18 protein-coding genes are annotated in these 19,039 nt (G+C 72.2%); 9 read left to right on the top strand and 9 right to left on the bottom strand.

Annotated elements, in window-relative coordinates; all coding sequences use genetic code 11:
- A complete protein-coding gene (locus tag LN042_RS05200; RefSeq protein ID WP_230048836.1) occupies positions 1 to 1,152 on the bottom strand; it encodes a substrate-binding domain-containing protein in 1,152 nt (383 codons plus the stop codon).
- A gap of 158 nt (positions 1,153 to 1,310) precedes the next feature.
- Positions 1,311 to 2,357, bottom strand: coding sequence for a LacI family DNA-binding transcriptional regulator (locus LN042_RS05195; RefSeq protein ID WP_230048834.1), 1,047 nt, complete (start codon positions 2,355 to 2,357; stop codon positions 1,311 to 1,313).
- 296 nt (positions 2,358 to 2,653) lie between these two features.
- Here LN042_RS05195 and LN042_RS05190 point away from each other — a divergent pair, with 296 nt between their 5' ends.
- Positions 2,654 to 3,664 carry a LacI family DNA-binding transcriptional regulator gene (locus LN042_RS05190; protein WP_230049031.1) on the top strand — a complete coding sequence of 337 codons (1,011 nt, stop codon included), beginning with the start codon at positions 2,654 to 2,656 and terminating at the stop codon, positions 3,662 to 3,664.
- On the opposite strand, the gene LN042_RS05185 is transcribed toward LN042_RS05190, so the two are convergent.
- From LN042_RS05185 to LN042_RS05165, 5 genes are all read right to left on the bottom strand, one after another.
- Complete coding sequence (locus LN042_RS05185; protein WP_230048832.1) at positions 3,601 to 4,740, bottom strand: aldose epimerase family protein; 1,140 nt, start codon at positions 4,738 to 4,740, stop codon at positions 3,601 to 3,603. The two genes, LN042_RS05190 and LN042_RS05185, sit on opposite strands and share 64 nt — an antisense overlap.
- A gap of 103 nt (positions 4,741 to 4,843) precedes the next feature.
- Positions 4,844 to 6,349 (bottom strand): L-arabinose isomerase, encoded by a 1,506-nt coding sequence (araA, locus tag LN042_RS05180; protein WP_230048830.1) that lies wholly within the window; start codon positions 6,347 to 6,349, stop codon positions 4,844 to 4,846.
- A gap of 14 nt (positions 6,350 to 6,363) precedes the next feature.
- The gene (locus LN042_RS05175) at positions 6,364 to 7,035 is read right to left on the bottom strand and encodes an L-ribulose-5-phosphate 4-epimerase (RefSeq protein ID WP_230048828.1); all 672 of its coding nucleotides are present in this window, start codon (positions 7,033 to 7,035) and stop codon (positions 6,364 to 6,366) included.
- 6 nt (positions 7,036 to 7,041) lie between these two features.
- Positions 7,042 to 8,778, bottom strand: a complete 1,737-nt coding sequence (araB, locus tag LN042_RS05170) for a ribulokinase (RefSeq protein ID WP_230048826.1) — start codon at positions 8,776 to 8,778, stop codon at positions 7,042 to 7,044.
- Positions 8,779 to 9,142: 364 nt separating this feature from the next.
- Positions 9,143 to 9,361, bottom strand: coding sequence for a hypothetical protein (locus LN042_RS05165; RefSeq protein WP_230048824.1), 219 nt, complete (start codon positions 9,359 to 9,361; stop codon positions 9,143 to 9,145).
- A gap of 240 nt (positions 9,362 to 9,601) precedes the next feature.
- Here LN042_RS05165 and LN042_RS05160 point away from each other — a divergent pair, with 240 nt between their 5' ends.
- A complete protein-coding gene (locus tag LN042_RS05160) occupies positions 9,602 to 10,036 on the top strand; it encodes a peptidase inhibitor family I36 protein (protein WP_230048822.1) in 435 nt (144 codons plus the stop codon).
- 36 nt (positions 10,037 to 10,072) lie between these two features.
- Here LN042_RS05160 and LN042_RS05155 read toward each other — a convergent pair whose 3' ends face one another.
- Positions 10,073 to 11,047 (bottom strand): magnesium transporter CorA family protein, encoded by a 975-nt coding sequence (locus LN042_RS05155; RefSeq protein ID WP_230048820.1) that lies wholly within the window; start codon positions 11,045 to 11,047, stop codon positions 10,073 to 10,075.
- Positions 11,048 to 11,263: 216 nt separating this feature from the next.
- Here LN042_RS05155 and LN042_RS05150 point away from each other — a divergent pair, with 216 nt between their 5' ends.
- From LN042_RS05150 to LN042_RS05140, 3 genes are all read left to right on the top strand, one after another.
- On the top strand, positions 11,264 to 11,761 hold the full coding sequence (locus LN042_RS05150; RefSeq protein ID WP_230048818.1) for a universal stress protein: 498 nt from the start codon (positions 11,264 to 11,266) through the stop codon (positions 11,759 to 11,761).
- 211 nt (positions 11,762 to 11,972) lie between these two features.
- The gene (locus tag LN042_RS05145; protein ID WP_230048816.1) at positions 11,973 to 12,806 is read left to right on the top strand and encodes a PIG-L family deacetylase; all 834 of its coding nucleotides are present in this window, start codon (positions 11,973 to 11,975) and stop codon (positions 12,804 to 12,806) included.
- A 203-nt stretch (positions 12,807 to 13,009) separates the two neighbouring features.
- Positions 13,010 to 14,212: an MFS transporter gene (locus LN042_RS05140; RefSeq protein WP_283843560.1), complete on the top strand. Its 1,203-nt coding sequence runs from the start codon at positions 13,010 to 13,012 to the stop codon at positions 14,210 to 14,212.
- Between the two features lie 75 nt (positions 14,213 to 14,287).
- On the opposite strand, the gene LN042_RS05135 is transcribed toward LN042_RS05140, so the two are convergent.
- The gene (locus tag LN042_RS05135) at positions 14,288 to 15,700 is read right to left on the bottom strand and encodes an amidase (RefSeq protein WP_230048814.1); all 1,413 of its coding nucleotides are present in this window, start codon (positions 15,698 to 15,700) and stop codon (positions 14,288 to 14,290) included.
- 415 nt (positions 15,701 to 16,115) lie between these two features.
- Between LN042_RS05135 and LN042_RS37615 the strand changes: the two genes are divergently transcribed.
- The 4 genes from LN042_RS37615 to LN042_RS05115 all read left to right on the top strand — a co-directional run bounded on the left by LN042_RS37615 (position 16,116) and on the right by LN042_RS05115 (position 18,999).
- Entirely contained in the window at positions 16,116 to 16,367 is a 252-nt protein-coding gene (locus LN042_RS37615) for a DUF6296 family protein (RefSeq protein ID WP_230048812.1), read from the top strand.
- A gap of 178 nt (positions 16,368 to 16,545) precedes the next feature.
- Entirely contained in the window at positions 16,546 to 17,712 is a 1,167-nt protein-coding gene (locus LN042_RS05125; RefSeq protein WP_230048810.1) for a glycoside hydrolase family 3 N-terminal domain-containing protein, read from the top strand.
- Between the two features lie 157 nt (positions 17,713 to 17,869).
- Complete coding sequence (locus tag LN042_RS05120; protein ID WP_230048808.1) at positions 17,870 to 18,562, top strand: HAD family hydrolase; 693 nt, start codon at positions 17,870 to 17,872, stop codon at positions 18,560 to 18,562.
- Positions 18,562 to 18,999: an NUDIX domain-containing protein gene (locus tag LN042_RS05115; protein WP_230048806.1), complete on the top strand. Its 438-nt coding sequence runs from the start codon at positions 18,562 to 18,564 to the stop codon at positions 18,997 to 18,999. Before LN042_RS05120 ends, LN042_RS05115 begins: the two co-directional genes overlap by 1 nt.
- Positions 19,000 to 19,039 lie beyond the last annotated feature (40 nt).

Raw genomic sequence — 19,039 nt, 5'->3', positions numbered from 1 at the left:
TCACCCCGTGATGCCGAGCTGGGTCTGCTTGGCCTGGTAGTCGCTCAGGTTTCCCTGGGTGACCACGCCGACGCCGGAGCTCAACGTCGTCCCGTCGGACTCCAGGTACTGCTTGACCAGCCCCATCGTGGCGTCCTTGCCGAGAACCTTGAGCGCGGCCAGCAGGTAGGCGCCGGTGTAGCCCTGCTGGTAGGGCGACTGCACCACGGTGGCCTGGATGACGCCCTGCTGGATGAACTTCAGGGTCTGCGCGTCGGAGTCGTCCGAGATGACCTTGACCTTGCCGGACCTGCCGGCGGCCTGCACGGCCTGGGCGGCGGAGGGTCCGTCGTAGGAGTAGACGCCGTAGAGGCCGGTCACGTCGGGGTCGGTCTGGATGGCCGTCTGCGCGTTGGTCAGCGCCTTCGAGGCGTCCATGCTGTCGGACAGCTTGTTGACCACCTTGATGCCGCTGCCCTTGAGCGCGTCCTCGAATCCCTGGATCCGCTGCACGGCGTTGGATGCGGTGAGCGAGCCGACCAGCACCACCACCTCGCCCTTGCCGCCGAGCGCGGCCTTCATCGCCTCGCCGGCCTTCTGCCCGGCCTGGTAGTTGGGGGTGCCCAGGTAGAGCGCGGCGCCGTCCTCGGGGGGCAGCGGGGAGTCGATCGCCAGCACCGGAATGCCGGCCGAATTCGCGGCCTGGATGGGCGCCTTGATGGCGGTCGGGTCGATCGCCGATACCGAGAAGGCGGAGATGTCCTGGCCGCGCATGGTCTGGATCATCGAGAGCTGCTGGTCCAGCCGGCCGTTCGCCGGGGCCTGGAAGGTGCCCTTCACGCCGAGGTCGGCCAGGCCCTTGTCGAAGCCGACCTTGCCGGCGTTCCAGTAGTCCACCGAGACGTTGACCACCATCGCCAGGTCCAGCTTGGACAGGTCCTTGCCCTGCAGGGCGGCCTTCAGCGCGTCGTCCAGCTTGACCAGGTTCGCGTCGTTGAACGTGATGTCACCCTGGATCACGGGTGCGGCCGCGGTCCCGGTGGGGCCGGCACCGCTGCCGCCGCTGCCGGCCCCCTGCTTGGAGCAGGCGGTCGCGGTCAGGGCGAGCGAGGCGACGGCCGCGATGGCGGCGAGGCGGAGGCCTCTGTGGGAGCGGATGCTGATGGCGCTCATGTGTGGTGTCCTCTTCTGGTCTCTTGCCGGGCGGTGCGGGGTGGTGCGGGGTGGTGCGGGGTGGTGCGAAAAGCTGCGGTGAACAGGAAGATCCCGGCAGGGGCTCCTGTCCTTGACCGGTTGCGGGGTCGGACCGACCGGATCCGCGACCGCTGGGGTCAGCGGTCGGGCCTCGCGCTACTGGCTCTGACGATCAGTTCGGGTGCGACGATGGCCACGTGGTGGTCGCCGTCGAGCCCGGCGGCTTCGGAGTCGGGGAACTGGATGCGGTGCAGCAGCAGTCCGAGGCCGCGGCGCCCGAGTTCTCCGAAGTCCTGGCGGACGGTGCTGAGCGGCGGGTTGAGGAACCCGGCTTCGGGGATGTCGTCGAACCCCACCACGCTCACGTCCTCGGGAACCCGGCGCCCCCTTTCGTGGAGGGCCCGCACGAATCCGAGCGCCATGTGGTCGTTGGCGCAGAAGACCGCGGTCATCCGCGGGTCGTCGACCAGTCGCAGGGCCGCCCGGTATCCCGACCGGGCCGACCAGTCCCCCACCGTGCTCTCGGGCACCGGCCGCTCGCGGTCCTCGAGCGTGCGCCGCCAGCCCGCCTGACGGGCCTTGGCCTCCAGCCAGTCGTCGGGTCCCGCGACGTGGTGGACCGTACGGTGCCCCTGGTCGAGCAGGTACCGGACCGCGGCCCGGGCGCCGGCTTCGTTGTCCACCCCCGCTCCGGACAGCCGGCCCGGGTCCGCGGGCCCGACCGTCACCATGGGGACGGTGGTGATCTGGCGTGCCAGCGCCGCCATCGCGGAGGCCCGCGAGGCGATGACGGCGATTCCTTCGACGGCCTGGTCCCGGAGCCGGTCCACGGCTTCGTGGACGGACCGGGTGTCCTGGTGGCGCAGGCTCGCGATGCTGAGGAAGTAGCCTGCGCCCCGCGCGGCCTGCTCGATCCCGTAGAGCATTTGGGAGGGCCCGTAGAGGGTGCTGTCGAAGCTGATCACACCGAGGGTCCGGGAGCGACGGGTGACCAGCGCTCGAGCCGCGGTGTTGGGACGGTAGTCCAACGTCCGTATTGCCGCGAGCACGCGTTCCCGGGTCTGCGCGCGGACGTTCGGACTGCCGTTCAGCACCCGCGAAACGGTCTGGTGGGATACGCCGGCCAGCGCGGCCACGTCCGCCATCACCGGCTGTGCGCCGCTAGCGGATCTGGCTTCCGGCATGGCCTCTCCCGAATCAGGGCTTGCGAGGTTCTCAAGGACGGTGCGAGGGCGGCAGCTTGCCGTCCCGTTTCGACGTCACGGTATTGTTAGCGCTAACAAAACTCTCCGTCAATGGGTTCGGTGGGTCACGTTTGGATCTCTGGCACCCCGTGGTGACTCCTCGGGAAGCGATGTCTCCCCGCCGCCGGGGCAGGGTTGAGTAGGCTGCGGGGTGCAGCCGGTCCGTGGGTGCCGCAGCAGTGGGACAGAGCCGTGGAGGGCATGTGAGTGAGGCCGCCGACAGGCGCGCACCGACGATGGCGGATGTCGCCAAGGTGGCGGGGGTGTCCCACCAGACGGTGTCGCGCGTCCTCAGCGATCATCCCAATGTGCGCGAGTCCACCCGCATCCGGGTGCGGGAGGTCATCGCCGAGCTGGGGTACCGCCCCAATCCCGCCGCGCGCGCCCTGGTCACCAAGCGCTCCCGCACGCTGGGCGTCGTCGCCGCGAACACCACTCTGTACGGGCCGGCCAGCATCCTGGCCGGCCTCGAACACGCCGCCCGCGACCAGGGGTACCTGGTCGCGGCGGTGAGCCTGGACGAGCTGAGCGAGACGGCGCTGCGGAAGGCCCTGGAGCACCTGGCGGCCTGGGGCGTCGAGGGCGCCGTGGTGATGACGCCGCACGAGCGGACGGTCACCGCCCTGCTGCGGCTGGCGGCGCCCTTCCCGATCGTGACCGTCGAGGGCGGCCACGACCTGGATGTGCCGGGCGTGGCGCTGGACCAGTACGCCGGCGCCCGGATGGTCACCGAGCACCTGCTGTCGCTGGGACACTCCTCGGTGTGGCACGTCGCCGGGCCGCGCCAGTGGCTGGAGGCGGAGGGCCGCTACCAGGGCTGGCGTGCGGCCCTCGACGACGCCGGGGTCCCGGTCCCGCAGTCCCTCAGCGGGGACTGGAGCGCCGCGTCGGGCTACCAGGCCGGGAAACTGCTGGCCGCGGCCCACGCCAGCCTCGACGAGGCCTCGAAGCCGACAGCGGTCTTCGTCGCCAACGACCACATGGCCCTCGGGGTGCTGCGCGCACTGCGGGAGGCCGGGCTGCGCGTCCCGGAGGACCTGGCCGTGGCCGGGTTCGACGACCTGCCGGAGTCGGACTACTTCGTTCCCCCGCTGACCACCGTCCGGCAGGACTTCGCGGCCATCGGCAGGGCGGGGGTCGGCCTGCTGCTGCAGCGGATCGAGGCCCCGTCGGCCGCGCCGGTTCACACCACCCTCATGCCGGAGCTCGTGGTCCGTTCCAGCACGGGTGCACCGGCCGGCCGCTGACCCGCCGCGGCGGTGCCGAAGCGGTAGACGGTGGTGGAGCGGTACTCCTCCCCGGGGCGCAGGACGGTGGAGGGGTAGTCGGGGCGGTGCGGGGAGTCGGGGTAGTGCTGGGTCTCCAGCGCGATGCCCGCGTGGCGCCCGTGGGGGGCGTCGGCCGGTCCGGTGGTGCCGTCGAAGTGGTTGCCGGCGTAGACCTGCAGTCCGGGTTCCGTGGTGTGGCACTCCAGCCGGCGGCCGGTGGCGGGGTGGTCGAGTTCGGCCACCAGGCGCGGGCCTGCGTCCGGTCCCGGGCGGAGCAGCCAGTTGTGGTCGAACCCGCCACCGGCGAAGTTGAGTTGCGGGTGGTCGGCGGTCAGGCGGCCGGCCAGCCGAACCGTCCGGGTGAGGTCGAACGGCGTGCCCGCGACCATGGCGGGCGGGCCGAGCGGGATCAGCTCGGCGTCGACCGGCAGGTACGCGTCCGCGTGGACGCGAAGCGTGTGGTCGCCCACCGTCCCACCGCCGGCGAGGTTGAAGTACGCGTGGTTGGTGAGGTTGACGACCGTGGGGGCGTCGGTCACCGCGCGGTACCGGATGGTCAGCGTGCCGAACGGGTCGAGCAGGTAGCTGACTTCCACCTCCAGGGTGCCGGGGAACCCCTGGTCCCGGTGCGGGCTGGTCAGCTGGAAGCGCACGCCCGCCTGGTCGGCCTCCTGGATCGGGCTGCTCCGCCAGAGCCTGGTGGCGAACCCGTCCGGTCCGCCGTGCAGGGTGTGGCCGGTGCTCTGGGAGTCCAACTGGTGGAGGGCGCCGTCGATCGGCAGTTCGCCACGGGCGATCCGGTTGCCGTACCGGCCCACGGTCGCCCCGAAATACGCTCCCCCACTGATCAGTTGGTCCCAGCCGACCGCACCGAGCACGACGTTGGCGGTGCGGCCGTGCCGGTCCGGCGTGCGGACGGCTTGGAGCCTGGCGCCGAAGTCGAGCAGGTCCGCGGTGACACCGGATGGCGAACTGACGGTCCACAGCACCGATGTGCGCCCGTCGGGCAGGAGGTCCACGCCCGTCTGGCGGAAGGTGGGGCGTCGGTCGGGCATGGGTGCGGTTCCCTGGGGTTCGGGCGTCCGGCGGAAGGTGGCCGCCCGGACCGGCTCCGGTGTCGGGGCGGCGGGAGTTCCGGCCCGGGCGGCGGACTGGGGGCTAGAAGCCCTGGGCCAGGCGGTAGTAGGCCTGGTTCCAGCGCAGTTCGCGGGTGAAGCGGCGGATGCTGGTGCTCTCGTCGATGACGACGAGCTCGACGGCGAGCATCTCCGCGAGGTCGTCCAGGACGTCGGTGCCGAACGCCCGGGTGAGCACGGTGTGGTGCGGGGCACCGGCGGTCAACCAGGCCTCGGTGGAGGTGCGCAGGTCGGGCCGCGGCTTCCAGACCGCGCGGGCCACCGGCAGGCTGGGCAGCGGCTCGGCGGGCTCGACGACCTCGATCTCGTTGGCGACCAGCCGGAAGCGCTCCCCCATGTCGGCCAGGCCCACCACGACGGCCGGACCGGGCTCGGCGTCGAAGACCAGGCGCACCGGATCCTCGCGGCCGCCGATGGAGAGCGGGTGGATCTCGCAGGACGGGGTGCCGGTGGCGATGGAGGGGCAGACCTCCAGCATGTGGGCGCCCAGGATCAGTTCGTTGCCGGGCTCCAGGTGGTAGGTGTAGTCCTCCATGAAGGAGGTGCCGCCGGGCAGGCCCTCGGCGGCGGCCTTGAGGGTGCGCAGCAGGACGGAGGTCTTCCAGTCGCCCTCGCCGCCGAAGCCGTACCCGTCGGCCATCAGGCGCTGGACGGCGAGGCCGGGCAACTGGCGCAGACCGCCGAGGTCCTCGAAGTTGGTGGTGAAGGCGCGGAAGCCGCCGTCGGTGAGGAAGCCGCGCAGGCCCAACTCGATGCGGGCGGCGTAGCGCAGCGCGTCGTGGCGCTCGCCGCCGGCGCGGAGTTCGGGGGCCAGCTGGTAGAGCTCGTCGTAGTCCTTCACCAGGTCGGTGATCTGCGCGTCCGCCACGGCGTCCACGACGGCGACGAGGTCGTTGACGCCGTAGGTGTTGACGGAGACGCCCAGGCGCAACTGCGCCTCGACCTTGTCGCCCTCGGTGACGGCGACGTCGCGCATGTTGTCGCCGAAGCGCGCCAGCTTGAGCGTGGCGAGTTCGGCCCGGCCGGCGGCGGCGCGGGCCCAGTCGGCGATGCGGCCGGCGACGGCGGGGTCGCTCGCGTGTCCGGCGACGGTCTTGCGGGCGACGCCGAGGCGGGACTGGATGTGGCCGAACTCGCGGTCGCCGTGGGCGGCCTGGTTCAGGTTCATGAAGTCCATGTCGATGGTCGCCCACGGCAGCTTCGCGTTGGCCTGGGTGTGCAGGTGCAGCAGCGGTTTGCGCAGCGCGTCGAGGCCGGCGATCCACATCTTCGCCGGGGAGAAGGTGTGCATCCAGGCGATCAGGCCGATGCAGGAGTCCTCGGCATTGGCCTCCAGGCAGACCCTGCGGATGGACGCGGCGTCGGTGAGGACGGGCTTCCAGATCAGCCGGACCGGGATCCCGGCGCGGGCCAGCTGGTTGACGGCCTGGCGGGACTGCTCGGCGACCTGGTGCAGCGTCCGTTCGCCGTAGAGGCCCTGGCTGCCGGTGAGGAACCAGACCTCGCGCCCGGAAAAGACTTCAGTCACTGGGAGTCGCTCCTTCAGTGGGCAGCGGGCTGCTGGCCGTAGACGTGTCGGTAGCGGAAGTTCAGGCTGTCGATGTCCGCCTGGGCGATGGGCAGCGGCTCGCCGAGCTGGCGGGAGATGTGGACCGTGCGGGCGACGTCCTCGCACATCACCGCGGCCTTGACCGCGGCCTTGGCGTCCTTGCCGATGGTGAAGACGCCGTGGCTCATCATCAGGACGGCGGGCGAGCGGTGGCCGCGCAGGGTGTCGACGATCCCGCGGCCGATCGAGTCGTCGCCGATCAGGGCGAACGGGCCGATCGGGATCTCGGCGCCGAACTCGTCGGCCATCGCCGTCAACACGCACGGGACGGCCTCGCCGCGGGCGGCCCAGGCGCAGGCGTAGGTGGAGTGGGTGTGCACCACGCCGCCGACCTCGGGCATGTGCCGGTAGACGTAGGCGTGCGCGGCGGTGTCGGAGGACGGGCTGTGCTCACCGGCGACCACGTTCCCGTCCAGGTCGCACAGGATCATGTTCTCCGGGGCCAGTTCCTCGTACGGGACGCCGCTGGGCTTGATGACGAACAAGTCCTCGCCGGGAACCCGTCCGGAGACGTTGCCGGCCGTCCACACGACCAGGTCGTAGCGGACGAGTTCCTGGTGCAGGTCACTGACTTGACGGCGCATCAGCTCGATGGCATCGGTCATGGCTGGTCAACCCTCACAGTTCGAGTCGCTGGAGGCCTCGCGGACCTCGCTCACGGCGGCGTTGCGGATGGCGCGCAGGCGGTGCAGTTGCTTGTCCGGGCCGGTACCGAAGTGGTCGTGCAGCAGCCGGTACTCCGCGTAGAGGGCGTCGTAGGCGTCGGCCCGCGCGGGATCGGGCAGGTAGGCGTGGCGCTCGACGCGGCCCATGACGGCGGCGGCGGTGCGCACGTCGGGGTGGGCCCCGGCGGCGACGGCGGCATGGATGGCGGAGCCGAGCGCGGGCCCCTGCTCGGAGGCGGCCAGGGAGACCGGACGCCGCAGCACGTCGGCGTAGACCTGCATCAGCAGGGCGTTCTTCTTCAGCCCGCCGGCCACCACGAACTCGGTGACCGGAACCCCGCCCTCGTCCAGGGCCTCGACGATCGCGCGGGTGCCGTAGGCGGTTGCCTCCAGCAAGGCCCGGTAGACCTCCTCGGGCCTGGTGGCCAGGGTGAGGCCCGCGATGACGCCCGACAGGTGGTGGTCCACCAGGACCGAGCGGTTGCCGCCCATCCAGTCCAGCGCCACCAGGCCGTGGCCGCCGACCGGCTGGTCCGCGATCTTGCGGGAGAGCAACTGGTGCAGGTCCTCGCCGGTGGCCTCGGCCTCCCGGAGGTAGTCGGCGGGGACGCCCTGGCGCAGCCACCAGGCGAAGATGTCGCCGACCGCGCTCTGCCCGGCCTCGTAGCCCCAGGCACCGTCGACGATCCCGCCTTCGACCGCGCCGCAGATGCCCGGCACCTCCGCGAGGGCCTGTCCGTTGACGACGTGACAGGTGGAGGTGCCCATGATGGCCAGCAGCCGGCCGTTGTCCACGGCCCGGGCGGCCGGGGCGGTGACATGGGCGTCCACGTTGCCGGCCGCCACCGCGATGCCCTCGGGCAGACCGGTCCAGGCGGCGGCCCGCGGGGTCAGCGAGCCCACCCGGGAGCCGAGCGCGGCGAGCGGGTGCTCCAGCCGGGTGCGGGCGAAGTCGGCGAACCCGGGGTGCAGGGCGGCCAGGTACTCTTCGCCCGGGTAGGCGCCGTCCTGGAAAATGCCCTTGTAGCCGGCGGTGCAGGCGTTGCGGGACTCTTCACCGGTGAGCTGCCAGACGATCCAGTCCGCGGCCTCGATCCAGCGCTCACAGGCCTCGTAGACCCGCGGATCCTCCTCCAGTACCTGGAGCGCCTTGGCGTACTGCCATTCGGCGGAGATCCGCCCGCCGTAGCGGTGGATCCACTTCTCGCCGCGGGCATGGGCCAGGGCGTTGATCCGGTCGGCCTGCGGCTGGGCCGCGTGGTGCTTCCAGAGCTTGGGCCAGGCGTGCGGGCGGGCGGCCCACTCGGAGGTCTCGGCCAGCGGGGTGCCGTCGGCGCGGACCGGCAGCACGGTGCAGGCGGTGAAGTCGGTCCCGATGCCGATGACCGCGGCGGGATCGACGCCCGCCGCGGCCACGGCCGCCGGCACGGCGGTGCGCAGCACCTCGCGCCAGTCCTCCGGGTGCTGCAGCGCCCAGTCGGGCGGCAGCAGCCGGCCGGTGCCCGGAAGGCGGTCCTCGATCACGGCGTGCGGGTAGGCGTGGACGGCGGTGCCCAACTCCTCGCCGTCGCGGACCCGGACGACCACGGCCCGGCCGGAGAGCGTCCCGAAGTCGACGCCGACTACGCAGCGATCGTCCTGGTCGTCGGCGCCGGTGGCCCGGGCGGAGAGCGTCTCGGTCACAGTTTCGTCCTTCGTGCGCGGCGGGGGTGGAAGGCGGCCGGCCGCCGAAACGTTCCGCACGACGGATCGGCGGCCGGCCCGGAGTTCCGCCACCTCACCCTCACAAGGCGCGGAACCGTCACCGGCCGGAGCGGCCAGGCGGGAGCCGCCAACCGGTCGGCTGGGCGCCACGGTAAGAAGCGGGAAGCGGAGGGCGGTTGACGCGTTCCGTCGCGCTCCTCACCGTGCTGCGAGCAAGGATGTTAGCGCTCACAATAGCGACCCACAAGAGCCTCACCAAGGGGACGGACGGCCGGCGCAGCCACTCCGGACCGGACGGATTCCGGTGCAGCCGGGCCGATGGCCCAAGGCGACCGCCGAACGGTCACGGCCGGGGATGGGCGGGGGTGGGCATGCTCCACCAGGCATGGAAGAGCCGCGCCGAGGTGGCGGCATCCGCCCCGGGCCCCGCTCGGCGGCGGGAGCACACCGCCCGCCGGGCGGCCCGCACCGGCAGCGGGCCGGTGCGAGCCGGTGCGCCGACCCGGCTGATCCGCCACCGAGGCGCGGTCACGCCGCCCACCACGAAGAAGACTGGATTCACGCGAAGAGGCGGCCGAGAAAGACGCGGTTCACCGTGCCCTGCTCAATCACCAGGTCGGCCGACGCTACGACGGCCCCTCCCCGAGCGCCAGGTTGCGGTGACGCGGTACCAGGACCCGCCCCGCGACCGGCTGCCGGCGGACTCGCCCGAATGGTGCCGGCAGGTCTTGGCTCACGCGGCACCGGGTATTGGTCGAGTACGGAATGACAGCCTGTCAGGTGATGGGATGGAGGACTCCTCATGGCCCTGAAGCCGGCCTTCGCGACGGTGCTCGCGACCGCCGCCGCTGCCGCCCTGGCCCTCGGGCCGAGCGGTGCGGCCTCCGCCTCGGTCCGGGTGACCGCCGGCGGCAACAACGGCGCCTCGGTGGGTGGCGTCACCGGCGTCCCGGCGGCGGGCACCGGGGAGGACTGCCCGTACACCGCGTTCTGCATCTACACCGGGACCGCCTGGTCCGGCACCCGGTTCGACCTGTACAGCTGCTCCACCTTCAACCTGTACGGCTGGAACGGCGCCGGCTCGTGGGCCAACCACCAGACGGCCGGCCAGGAGGCCTGGATCCTGGGTGCCAACGGCAACGTCATCACCACCGTTCCCGCCACCGGCGGGCCCGACAACCAGATCCTGCAGGGCAACTACGACTGGTCACCCGCGTGGCACGTGAAGCCCTGCTGAGCCGACGGGCCGCCCGGTCGGCGGCCACGGCCGGCGTCAGATCCAGTCCCGGCGCCTGAAGACGGCGTACAGCAGGACCGACAGGACGATCATGATGATGGTCGAGGCCCAGAAGCCGCTCTGGGCGCCGAACCCGGGGTAGGGGACGTTCTGACCGTAGAAGCCGGTGACGGCCGTGGGCACCGCGATGATCGCCGCCCAGCTGGTGACCTTCTTCATGATCATGTTCATCCGGTTGCCCTGCACGGTCAGGTTGGTCTCCATCACGGTGGTGACCAGGTCGCGCAGCGACTCGGTCCACTCGGTGGCGCGCAGCACGTGGTCGTAGACGTCCTGGTAGTACGGCATCATCTGCTCGCTGACCAGGTGGATGTCGCGGCGGAGCAGCGAGTTGACGACCTCGCGCATCGGCAGCACCACGCGGCGCAGCTTGACCAGGCTCTTGCGCAGCTCGAACGAGGTGCGCTGAACCTCCTGGATCTGCTGGGGACCGTCCTCGAAGAGCAGGTCCTCCAGTGCCTCGATGCGGTCGTCCAGTGCCTGGACCGCGTTGAAGTGGCCGTCGACCAGGTAGTCCAGCAGCCCGTGCACCAGGAAGCCGACGCCCTGCTTGGCCAGGTCCGGGGCGTTGTCCCAGCGCTCGACGACGTGGTCCATGTCGCAGTGGGTGCCCTTGCGGATGGTGATCAGGGCGTTCTGGGTGATGAAGGCGGAGATCTCCTCCGATCCGAACTCGCCGGTCGCGTCGTCGAGCGCGACCGCGTAGGCGGACAGGAACAGGTGGGTGCGGTAGCGGTCGAGCTTCGGTCGCTGGTGCTCCTGGCGGGCGTCCTCGACCGCGAGCGCGTGCAGGCCGAACTCCTCGGTGATCATCTCGAAGTCCGCGGAGTCCGGATCGCTGACGTCCAGCCACACCGTGCAGTCGGGGTCTCCTATGTAGTCGGAGATGTCCTGAGCAGGGAAGTCCTCCAGCTCCAGGTTGCCGTTGCGGTACAGGCGGGTGCGCGTCATGGCGGACACCTTAGCCCCGACCCGCGGCGCGGCTCGGACTGGTGCCGCCCCGAGGCGCGTCGACTGGACGAGCAGCGGCCGGCATCAAGAGATCGTTAAGGAAATCAAAGAAGCTCATCCGACTTGACCTACGATCTTAAGGCGCTATGCTCATATCACCTGAAAAACAAAGGACCGCAGCGAGCGGATCCACGACTGAGGGAAGTGCAGCACACCATGGCCGAGTCCACCCGGGTCATCGTCGGCGTCAGCGGTTCGCGGCGTAGCGCGGCGGTCCTGCGACGCGCCGCCGCGGAGGCGGCTCGACGCGGTGTCGAGCTCGTCCCGGTGATCGCCTGGACCCCGGTCGGCGGCGAGCCGGCCTACCGCGCCCACCCCTGCCCCTCGTTGGCCGCCGCCTGGGAGAAGGCCGCCCGCGCCCGCCTCGACCAGGTCTTCGACGAGGTCTTCGGCGGCTACCCGGTGAACCAGCCGATCACCCCGGTGGTGATCCGCGGCGAAGCCGGACCCGCGCTGCTCCAGGTCGCCGACCGGCCCGACGACCTCCTGGTGATCGGCTCCGGCCGCCGCGGGCGGCTCCAGCGCCTGCTGCACGGCGAGGTCGCCCGCCACTGCCTGGCCCGCGCCCGCTGCGCCGTGACCGTGGTGCCCGCCGAGGCCCGAGTGCCCGTCGCGCGTCGCGGCGGCGGGCTGGACCTGGTCAAGGCGGCCTGAGGCCGCCGCCGCACCGGAACGAACCACCCGGTCCGAAGTGGGTGCTGCTCCGTCGGCGGTGCCGCCACGGAGCGGAACGGCCTGGATGCACGAGCACCGGTGCGCCGTGGACCCGTGCTTCCAGCTACCCGGTCATCCGGAAATTGCGAGCAACCGCCTGCCCGAGTACCGCAGACTCGGAGCGAGCACTTCTCACACCGGAGGACGTTTCATGGTTGACCGGCCCTTGACCCTGCTCGCGGTGCACGCGCACCCCGACGACGAAGCCACCGGAACAGGGGGCGTCCTCGCGCGGTATGCGGCGGAGGGCATCCGCACGGTCCTCGTCACGTGTACGGACGGCGGTTGCGGTGACGGGCCGGGCGGCGTGAAGCCGGGCGAGCCCGGGCACGATCCGGCCGCCGTCGCCGCGATGCGCCGTCAGGAACTCGAGGCGAGCTGCGCGGTCCTGAAGGTCAGTCACCTCGAGCTGTTGGGGTACGCCGACTCCGGGATGATGGGCTGGTCCGCCAACGACGCCCCCGGGGCCTTCTGGCGGACACCCGTGGAGGAGGGCGCCGCCCGCCTCGCCGAGCTCCTGCGGCACTACCGGCCCGACGTGGTCGTCACCTACGACGAGAACGGGTTCTACGGCCACCCCGACCACATCCAGGCGAACCGCGTCACGATGGCCGCGCTGGCGATGACCGGGATGACGCCCAAGGTGTACTGGACGACGGCGCCGCGTTCGATGATGCAGCGGTTCGGGGAGGTCATGCGCGAGTTGGGCGCGGACTGGGAGGAGCCGGATCCGGCGGAGGCCACCGCGATGCCCGAGATCGGACTCCCCGACGAGGAGATCACCACCTGGGTGGACACCACCGAGTTCGGCGGCCAGAAGTTCGATGCGCTCGCGGCGCACGCCAGCCAGGGCGAGAACATCTTCTTCCTGAAGATGGGCAAGGAGCGGTTCACCGAGCTGATGGGCGTGGAGACCTTCGTGCGGGTCCAGGACGCCACCGGCGTGGCCGTGCCCGAGGACGACCTCTTCGCCGGGCTGCGCTGACCCCGGCGCGAGCCGCGCCGGTGGCGACCGGGCCTGGCGGAAACCAGGTCCGTTCGCCACCGGTCAGTCGGCCGAGGCGTCGATCGCCGGCGCCGCGTGATCCCCTCCAAAGCCCCCTCCCCCTGGTGGCGGACCAGCGCCATCCGGCGTATCCGATCCCGCCGAGCCGGGGACCGCCGGGGCCGGCGCCCTACGGTGGGTGGATGACGGATCGCCCGACGGGTGGGTCTGCCGCGAGCCGTACGGGCTACCTCTGGGCCGCGGCCGCCTTCGCTGTCTGCATGGCGGGCACCACCCTGCCCACCCCGCTCTACGGCCTGTACCAGCAGCAGATCGGCTTCTCCGAGCTGACGGTGACCGTTGTGTTCGCCCTCTACGCCTTCGGCGTGATCGGTGTCCTGCTGCTCTTCGGCAGCGTCTCCGACTCCGTCGGACGTCGACCGGTCCTACTGTGCGGGCTGGCGCTCGCGGCCGCGAGCGCCGTCGCCTTCCTCGCCGAGCAGGGCCTGCCGCTGCTCTTCGTGGGCCGCCTGCTGTCCGGACTGTCGGCGGGCCTCTTCACCGGCACCGCCACCGCGTACATCCTGGAGCTCGCCCCGCCCGGGCGCCAGGCCCGCGCCGGCCTCGTCGCGACCGCCGCCAACATGGGCGGCCTGGGCTGCGGACCGCTGCTGTCGGGCTTCCTCGCCGAATACGCGCCCGGCCCGCTGGTCCTGCCGTTCGTCGTGCACCTGGTGCTGCTCGCCGCGTCGTTCGCCGTCACCTGGTTCCTGCCGGAGACGGTCCCCGGGGCCCACCCGCTGCGCAGCGCCCGGCCGCAGTGGCCCGCGCTGCCACCCGAGGTGCGCGGGGTGTTCGTGCCGGCGGGGATCGCCGCCTTCGCCGGGTTCTCGCTGCTGGGCGTCTTCACCGCGGTCAGCCCGGCGTTCCTGGCCAAGAGCCTGGGTGTCCAGAACCACGCGGTCGTCGGTCTCATCGTGTTCGCGGCCTTCTTCGCCTCCACCCTCGGCCAGCTCCTGGTGCCCCGGCTCGGCAGTGCGCGGGCCATCCCGCTGGGCTGCCTGGTCCTGATCGCCGGTCTGGCCCTGCTCGCCGCCTCGCTGGCGTGGACCACCCTGCCACCGCTGGTGCTCAGCGCCCTCGTGGGGGGCATGGGCCAGGGCATGGGCCTGCGCGGTGCCGTGGGCGAAGTCGCCGCCGCCGCTCCCGACGAACACCGCGCCCGCGCCCTCTCGGCGCTCTTCGTGGTCGCCTACTTCGGCATCTCCATCCCGGTCATCGGTGTCGGCCTGCTCAGCGAACCACTCGGTCTCGCCCACGCGGGCCTGGTGTTCACCGCCTGCATGGCGGTACTCGCCGCCGTCTCCGGCGGCTACCTGCTGCGCCGCGCCCACGCCCACGCCTGACCGCGTCGAGCCGGCCGGGGCCGCCGTTGCGGCGGACCCGGCCGGCGGGTCACCGAACCGACCGGCCCGCTCGCCTCACCCCTGGATCCGCCGCCACCCCGCCTCCCCCTCCAGTGCGTACCCCAGCTCCAGCAGCAGCCGCTCCTGCCCGTGCGCCGCCGACAGGTGCACCCCGATGGGCAGGCCGTCCGCCGTCTGACCCGTGGGCAGCGAGATCCCCGGCCCGCCGGTCACGTTGTTGACCGGGGTGAACGCCACGTACCGGTGCAGTCGCTCGATCAGCTCCTCGAACGGCACGTTGGGGCTCAGGTGGCCCAGCGGCGGGGTGGTGTGGGCGAGCACCGGGGAGAGGATCACGTCGTGGGCCTCGAACACCGAGGCGTACGCGTGCTCGGTGGCCTGCAGGCGGCGCAACACCCCTGGGGTGCGCAGGAATTCGCGGTGGAAGGTGCGGCGCAGGCCGAGCGTCAGGCCGTCCAGGCGGCGCGACTGGAAGCTGCGGTCCAGCAGCAGCTTTCCGGTGGCGGCGATCAGGAAGGCGATGAAGCCCCAGTAGAGGGTGAAGTCCCGCTGGAACTGCTCGCCGAAGGGCAGGGTGGCCGGTTCGACGTGGTGGCCGAGATCGGCCAGGCGGGCGGCGGTCCACTCGACGGCGACCCGGGTCTCGGCGTCGGTCGACGCAACCGGCGAGTCCACCACCAGGCCCACCCGCAGCCGCCGGGAGCCCGGGCCCTCGACCAGGCCCAGTGGGGGCAGCGAGGACGGGCGGTGGTGCTGCTCGGCGGCGGCGAAGAAGGCGGCGGTGTCGCGCACCGACCGGGTCACCACTCCGTCGGTCACCAGGTCGATCGGCAGCCGCCGACCCTGGTCGTTCAGGACCAGCCGGCCGCGGGTCGGCTTGAGGCCGACCAGTCCGCAGCAGGCGGCCGGGATCCGGATCGAGCCGCCGCCGTCATTGGCGTGCGCGATCGGCACGACGCCCGCGGCGACCAGGGCGGCCGCGCCGCCCGAGGAGGCACCCGGCGAGTGCGTGGTCCGCCAGGGGTTGCGCACCGGTTCTCCGGTGCCGAACTCGGTGGAGGCGTTGAGACCGAACTCGGGCAGCCGGGTCTTGCCGAGCACGGTCACGCCGGTGGCGAGGAGCTGTGCGGCGAAGCCCGACGTGTAGCGAGCGGGACGGGGGTGGAAGGCCGCGCTGCCGTGCCCGGTGGGCATACCGCGCAGGTCGACGTTGTCCTTCAGGAAGGTGGGCACGCCGTGCAGCAGCGCGTCGCGGCGGTGCCGGCCGACCTTCGGCGCCTGGTACGACGCGAACGCGACCGGGGCCAGTGCGTCCTCCACCTGCCGGGCGCGCCGGGCGGCGGCCTCGGCCAGTTCCTCGGGGCTGACCTCGCCGTTTCGCACCAGCCGGGCCAGCGCGACCGCGTCGTGTTCGCCCAACGCATCGTCGCCGAATGCGTGCACCCGCTGCTCCGCGGTACGAGCCATGCGAACCCCATTCCTACCGGCCGGTAATGTCATCGCGGCCGCAGTCTAGAACCGATGAGCGGCAGCGGTCAGCCGAATCATCGTCAGTTGGCCCATCAGCCGTGGCAACTCGGGCCGCGCTCCGGTTCGCCGCCGTGCCCGACGGCGGAACAGCGGGCATGCCGATCACCGTCGTCGCCGCGGAGAGGGTCCTCGCCGAGAACTCCGCGCCGTGGCTGCTGGAGCCGGGGCTGACCGTCGTCGGGGCCGGTCAGGCGTCATGCCGTCCTGCGGATGCCCTGGTACGCCGTTCCGGCATGACGGCGGGGCGCAGAAACGATCATGCCGCGCGAGGGTTGAGCGGGCTCGAACTGGGCAGACGCAAGGACGTCGGCTCGGCCGAGCTCCGGGCCCCAGCCCCCGAGGAGGTCGGATCGTGGATCCCGTCCAGCGCTATGCCGTCTCCCTCCCAGGCCCAGTCTGCGGGCACCGGCCCGCGACCGTGGTCGTGGTGCACTGGACACCAAGATCCGTCGACGGTAACTCCGTCTACACGGACGAGACCGGGGAGTTCCAGGTCTCGATCAACGCTGATGGCGTGGCCAGCCGCTTGGACGCCGATGAGGGCCACCAGCACCAGTGCCTGCACGCAGTACCCCTGCCGCGCACCGGCTCCCCCGTGGGGTGACACCCTCACCCCCGCTGCCCGGCGACCGACACCCGCGGTCGCCGGGCAGCAGTCTGTGGGCTGCCGCCTGCGGCGTTACGATAAGAGAACTGATGATCACAGCAGGTAGCCCGTGTCGTACGCCGCCGGCCCCGGCCCTCCCCGGTCGACCAGGCGCCTCCGCCGAAGGAGCAGCCCCATGCCGTCCACCGCCCGCCGGCTGCTCGGCTGCCTCGGCCTGCTGCTGGCCACCTCCTGCAGCTCCGCCGCACCGGCCCCGGGGAGCGGCGGACCGAGCACCTCTCCTCCCCCGGCCACCACACCGTTGACCGCCGACGCGGCGGCGGCCCTCACCACCCAGCTGACGCCCGACCAGCTGGCCGGCCAGCGGGTGATCTACTCCTACCAGGGGCTGACTCCGCCCGAGCCGCTGCTCACCGCCGTCCGCGCCGGGCGGGCCGCCGGTGTGATCTTCTTCCGCGGCAACACCACGGACCCGGACCGGTTCCGCCAGGCGGTGGCCCAGTTGCGGCAGGCGCAGCAGGAGAGCCCGGTGCACCTGCCGCTGCTGTTGATGACCGACCAGGAGGGCGGCCTGGTGCGGCGGTTGCCGGGCGCACCCGAGCTGTCCCAGAAGGCGGTGGGCCTGCAACCGAACCCGGTCACGGCCGCGGCCGACGCCGGCGCCCGGGCCGCCGCCAACCTCAGCTCCTACGGCCTGAACGTCAACCTGGCCCCGGTGCTGGACGTCTCGCACCAGAACGGCGACTTCACCGACCGGACCCAACGCTCCTACGGGCGGGACCCGGCGGCCGTGGCCAGGCTGGGCCGAGCCTTCATCACGGCCCAGCAGCAGCACCAGGTGGCCGCCACCGCCAAGCACTTCCCGGGCTTGGGAACCGCCGCGGGCGACGCCAACACGGACACCGGCCCGGTCACCCTGCCGGCCCCGCTCAGTCGGCTCGGCCGGGTGGACGAGGCGCCCTATCCGGCGGCGATCAAGGCGGGGGTGGACTTGGTGATGGTGTCGTGGGCGGTGTATCCGGCGCTGGACCCGGCACGTCCGGCCGGTCTCTCAGCGACGGTGGTCCAGGGCGAGCTGCGCGGCCGGCTGGGCTTCACCGGGGTGACGGTCACCGACGCGCTGGAGGCCGGCGCGCTGTCCGGCTTCGGCGACGTCGGCGCCCGGGCCGTCGCCGCCGCGGGCGCCGGCATGGACCTGCTGCTCTGCTCGGCCCAGGACGCGAACCAGGGGGCCGATGCCACGGCCGCGCTGTCCGACGCCCTCGCCACCGGCCGCCTGAACCGCGCCGAGTTCAGCGCCGCCGCCGCCCGGATCGCCGCGCTCCGCGCCCGCCTGGCCTGACGCACGGCCGCGACCGGCCCGTTGACCTGGCTTACAGTCAGCCGTCACCAGACCGCGACCGCCAATATGACTTGATGAAGCGTCAGCAGATCAGCCAGGTACCGGCTCTGGCGAAAACGACGTGACGCTGTCCGACATCGCCACCTAGGGTGGCCGGATGCGACACGACAAGCAGGTCCTGGTCTTCGACGCGGACGACACGCTGTGGGAGAACAACATCCGCTTCGAGCGGGCCATCGACGCGTTCCTGGACCTGGTGGTTCCACCCGCGGCGGGCCGGGAGGCCGCCCGTGCCGAACTGAACCGGATCGAGGCGGCCAACGCCAGGACGCTGGGATACGGCGCCAAGGTCTTCCGGCGCAGCATGGGCGAGTGCTTCGAGCTGCTGCACCGGCGGCCGCTCACGCCTCAGGAGGCTGCCCGGCTGGCCGAGCTGGCCGCCTCGATCACCAGCGCCGAGGTCGAGCTGATCCCGGGCGTGGCCGACACCCTCGCCGCCCTGGCCGATCGGCACCACCTGATGCTGCTCACCAAGGGCGACACCGGCGAGCAGCAGGCCAAGGTGGACGCCTCCGGCCTGGCCGACCACTTCCGGTCGGTGCACATCGTCGCCGAGAAGGACCTCGCCACCTACCGTCAGCTGGTCGACGAGCACGGCCTGCTCCCCGAGCTCACCTGGATGATCGGCAACTCGCCGAAGTCGGACATCCTGCCGGCGCGCCGGGCCGGGCTGAACGCGGTGTTCATCCCCAACCCGCACACCTGGGTGCTGGACGACGCCGAGCTGGATCCGGCGGACACCGGCGTCCTGCGCCTCGCCGCCTTCACCGAGCTGGGCGAGCACTTCTGATGGCCCCGCAGCTGACTCCCTCGGTCTCCTGCGTCTTCGTCTGCCATGACGGTGCGGGACGCGTGCTGCTGGCCCGTCGGGGTGCGGCGGCGCGGGACGAGCCGGGCCGCTGGGACTGCGGCGCCGGGGCACTGGAGTTCGGGGAGAGCTTCGAGGCTGCGGTGACCCGCGAGGTGTGGGAGGAGTACCGCGCCGCGGCGTTGGCGATCGAGGTGCTGGGCGTGCGCAACGTGCTGCGCGGCGATCCGGTCGACTCGCACTGGGTGGCCGTGGTCTGCGCGGTGCTGGTGGACCCGGCGCAGACGACGATCGGCGAGCCGCACAAGTTCGACCGGCTCGACTGGTTCGCCCCGGACGGCCTGCCGGCGCCCCTGCACTCGCAGTTGGCGCCCACCCTGGAGCTGGCGCTCGGCCGGTTGCGGGCGCCCGGGCTCTGACCGGCCGCTCAACGCCGTCACGCCACGGTCACGCCGCCCG

The organism is Kitasatospora humi, assembly GCF_020907985.1.
Lineage (GTDB): Bacteria > Actinomycetota > Actinomycetes > Streptomycetales > Streptomycetaceae > Kitasatospora > Kitasatospora humi.
The sequence above is the reverse complement of the archived record's forward strand: the minus strand, read 5'-3'. Positions and strand labels throughout refer to the sequence as shown.

Coding starts and splice junctions, on each gene's coding strand:
- LN042_RS05200 (WP_230048836.1), bottom strand. CDS start 1,152: ATGAGCGCCATCAGCATCCGCTCCCACAGAGGCCTCCGCCTCGCCGCC.
- LN042_RS05195 (WP_230048834.1), bottom strand. CDS start 2,357: ATGCCGGAAGCCAGATCCGCTAGCGGCGCACAGCCGGTGATGGCGGAC.
- LN042_RS05190 (WP_230049031.1), top strand. CDS start 2,654: ATGGCGGATGTCGCCAAGGTGGCGGGGGTGTCCCACCAGACGGTGTCG.
- LN042_RS05185 (WP_230048832.1), bottom strand. CDS start 4,740: ATGCCCGACCGACGCCCCACCTTCCGCCAGACGGGCGTGGACCTCCTG.
- LN042_RS05175 (WP_230048828.1), bottom strand. CDS start 7,035: ATGACCGATGCCATCGAGCTGATGCGCCGTCAAGTCAGTGACCTGCAC.
- LN042_RS05160 (WP_230048822.1), top strand. CDS start 9,602: ATGGCCCTGAAGCCGGCCTTCGCGACGGTGCTCGCGACCGCCGCCGCT.
- LN042_RS05155 (WP_230048820.1), bottom strand. CDS start 11,047: ATGACGCGCACCCGCCTGTACCGCAACGGCAACCTGGAGCTGGAGGAC.
- LN042_RS05150 (WP_230048818.1), top strand. CDS start 11,264: ATGGCCGAGTCCACCCGGGTCATCGTCGGCGTCAGCGGTTCGCGGCGT.
- LN042_RS05145 (WP_230048816.1), top strand. CDS start 11,973: ATGGTTGACCGGCCCTTGACCCTGCTCGCGGTGCACGCGCACCCCGAC.
- LN042_RS05140 (WP_283843560.1), top strand. CDS start 13,010: ATGACGGATCGCCCGACGGGTGGGTCTGCCGCGAGCCGTACGGGCTAC.
- LN042_RS05135 (WP_230048814.1), bottom strand. CDS start 15,700: ATGGCTCGTACCGCGGAGCAGCGGGTGCACGCATTCGGCGACGATGCG.
- LN042_RS05125 (WP_230048810.1), top strand. CDS start 16,546: ATGCCGTCCACCGCCCGCCGGCTGCTCGGCTGCCTCGGCCTGCTGCTG.
- LN042_RS05120 (WP_230048808.1), top strand. CDS start 17,870: ATGCGACACGACAAGCAGGTCCTGGTCTTCGACGCGGACGACACGCTG.
- LN042_RS05115 (WP_230048806.1), top strand. CDS start 18,562: ATGGCCCCGCAGCTGACTCCCTCGGTCTCCTGCGTCTTCGTCTGCCAT.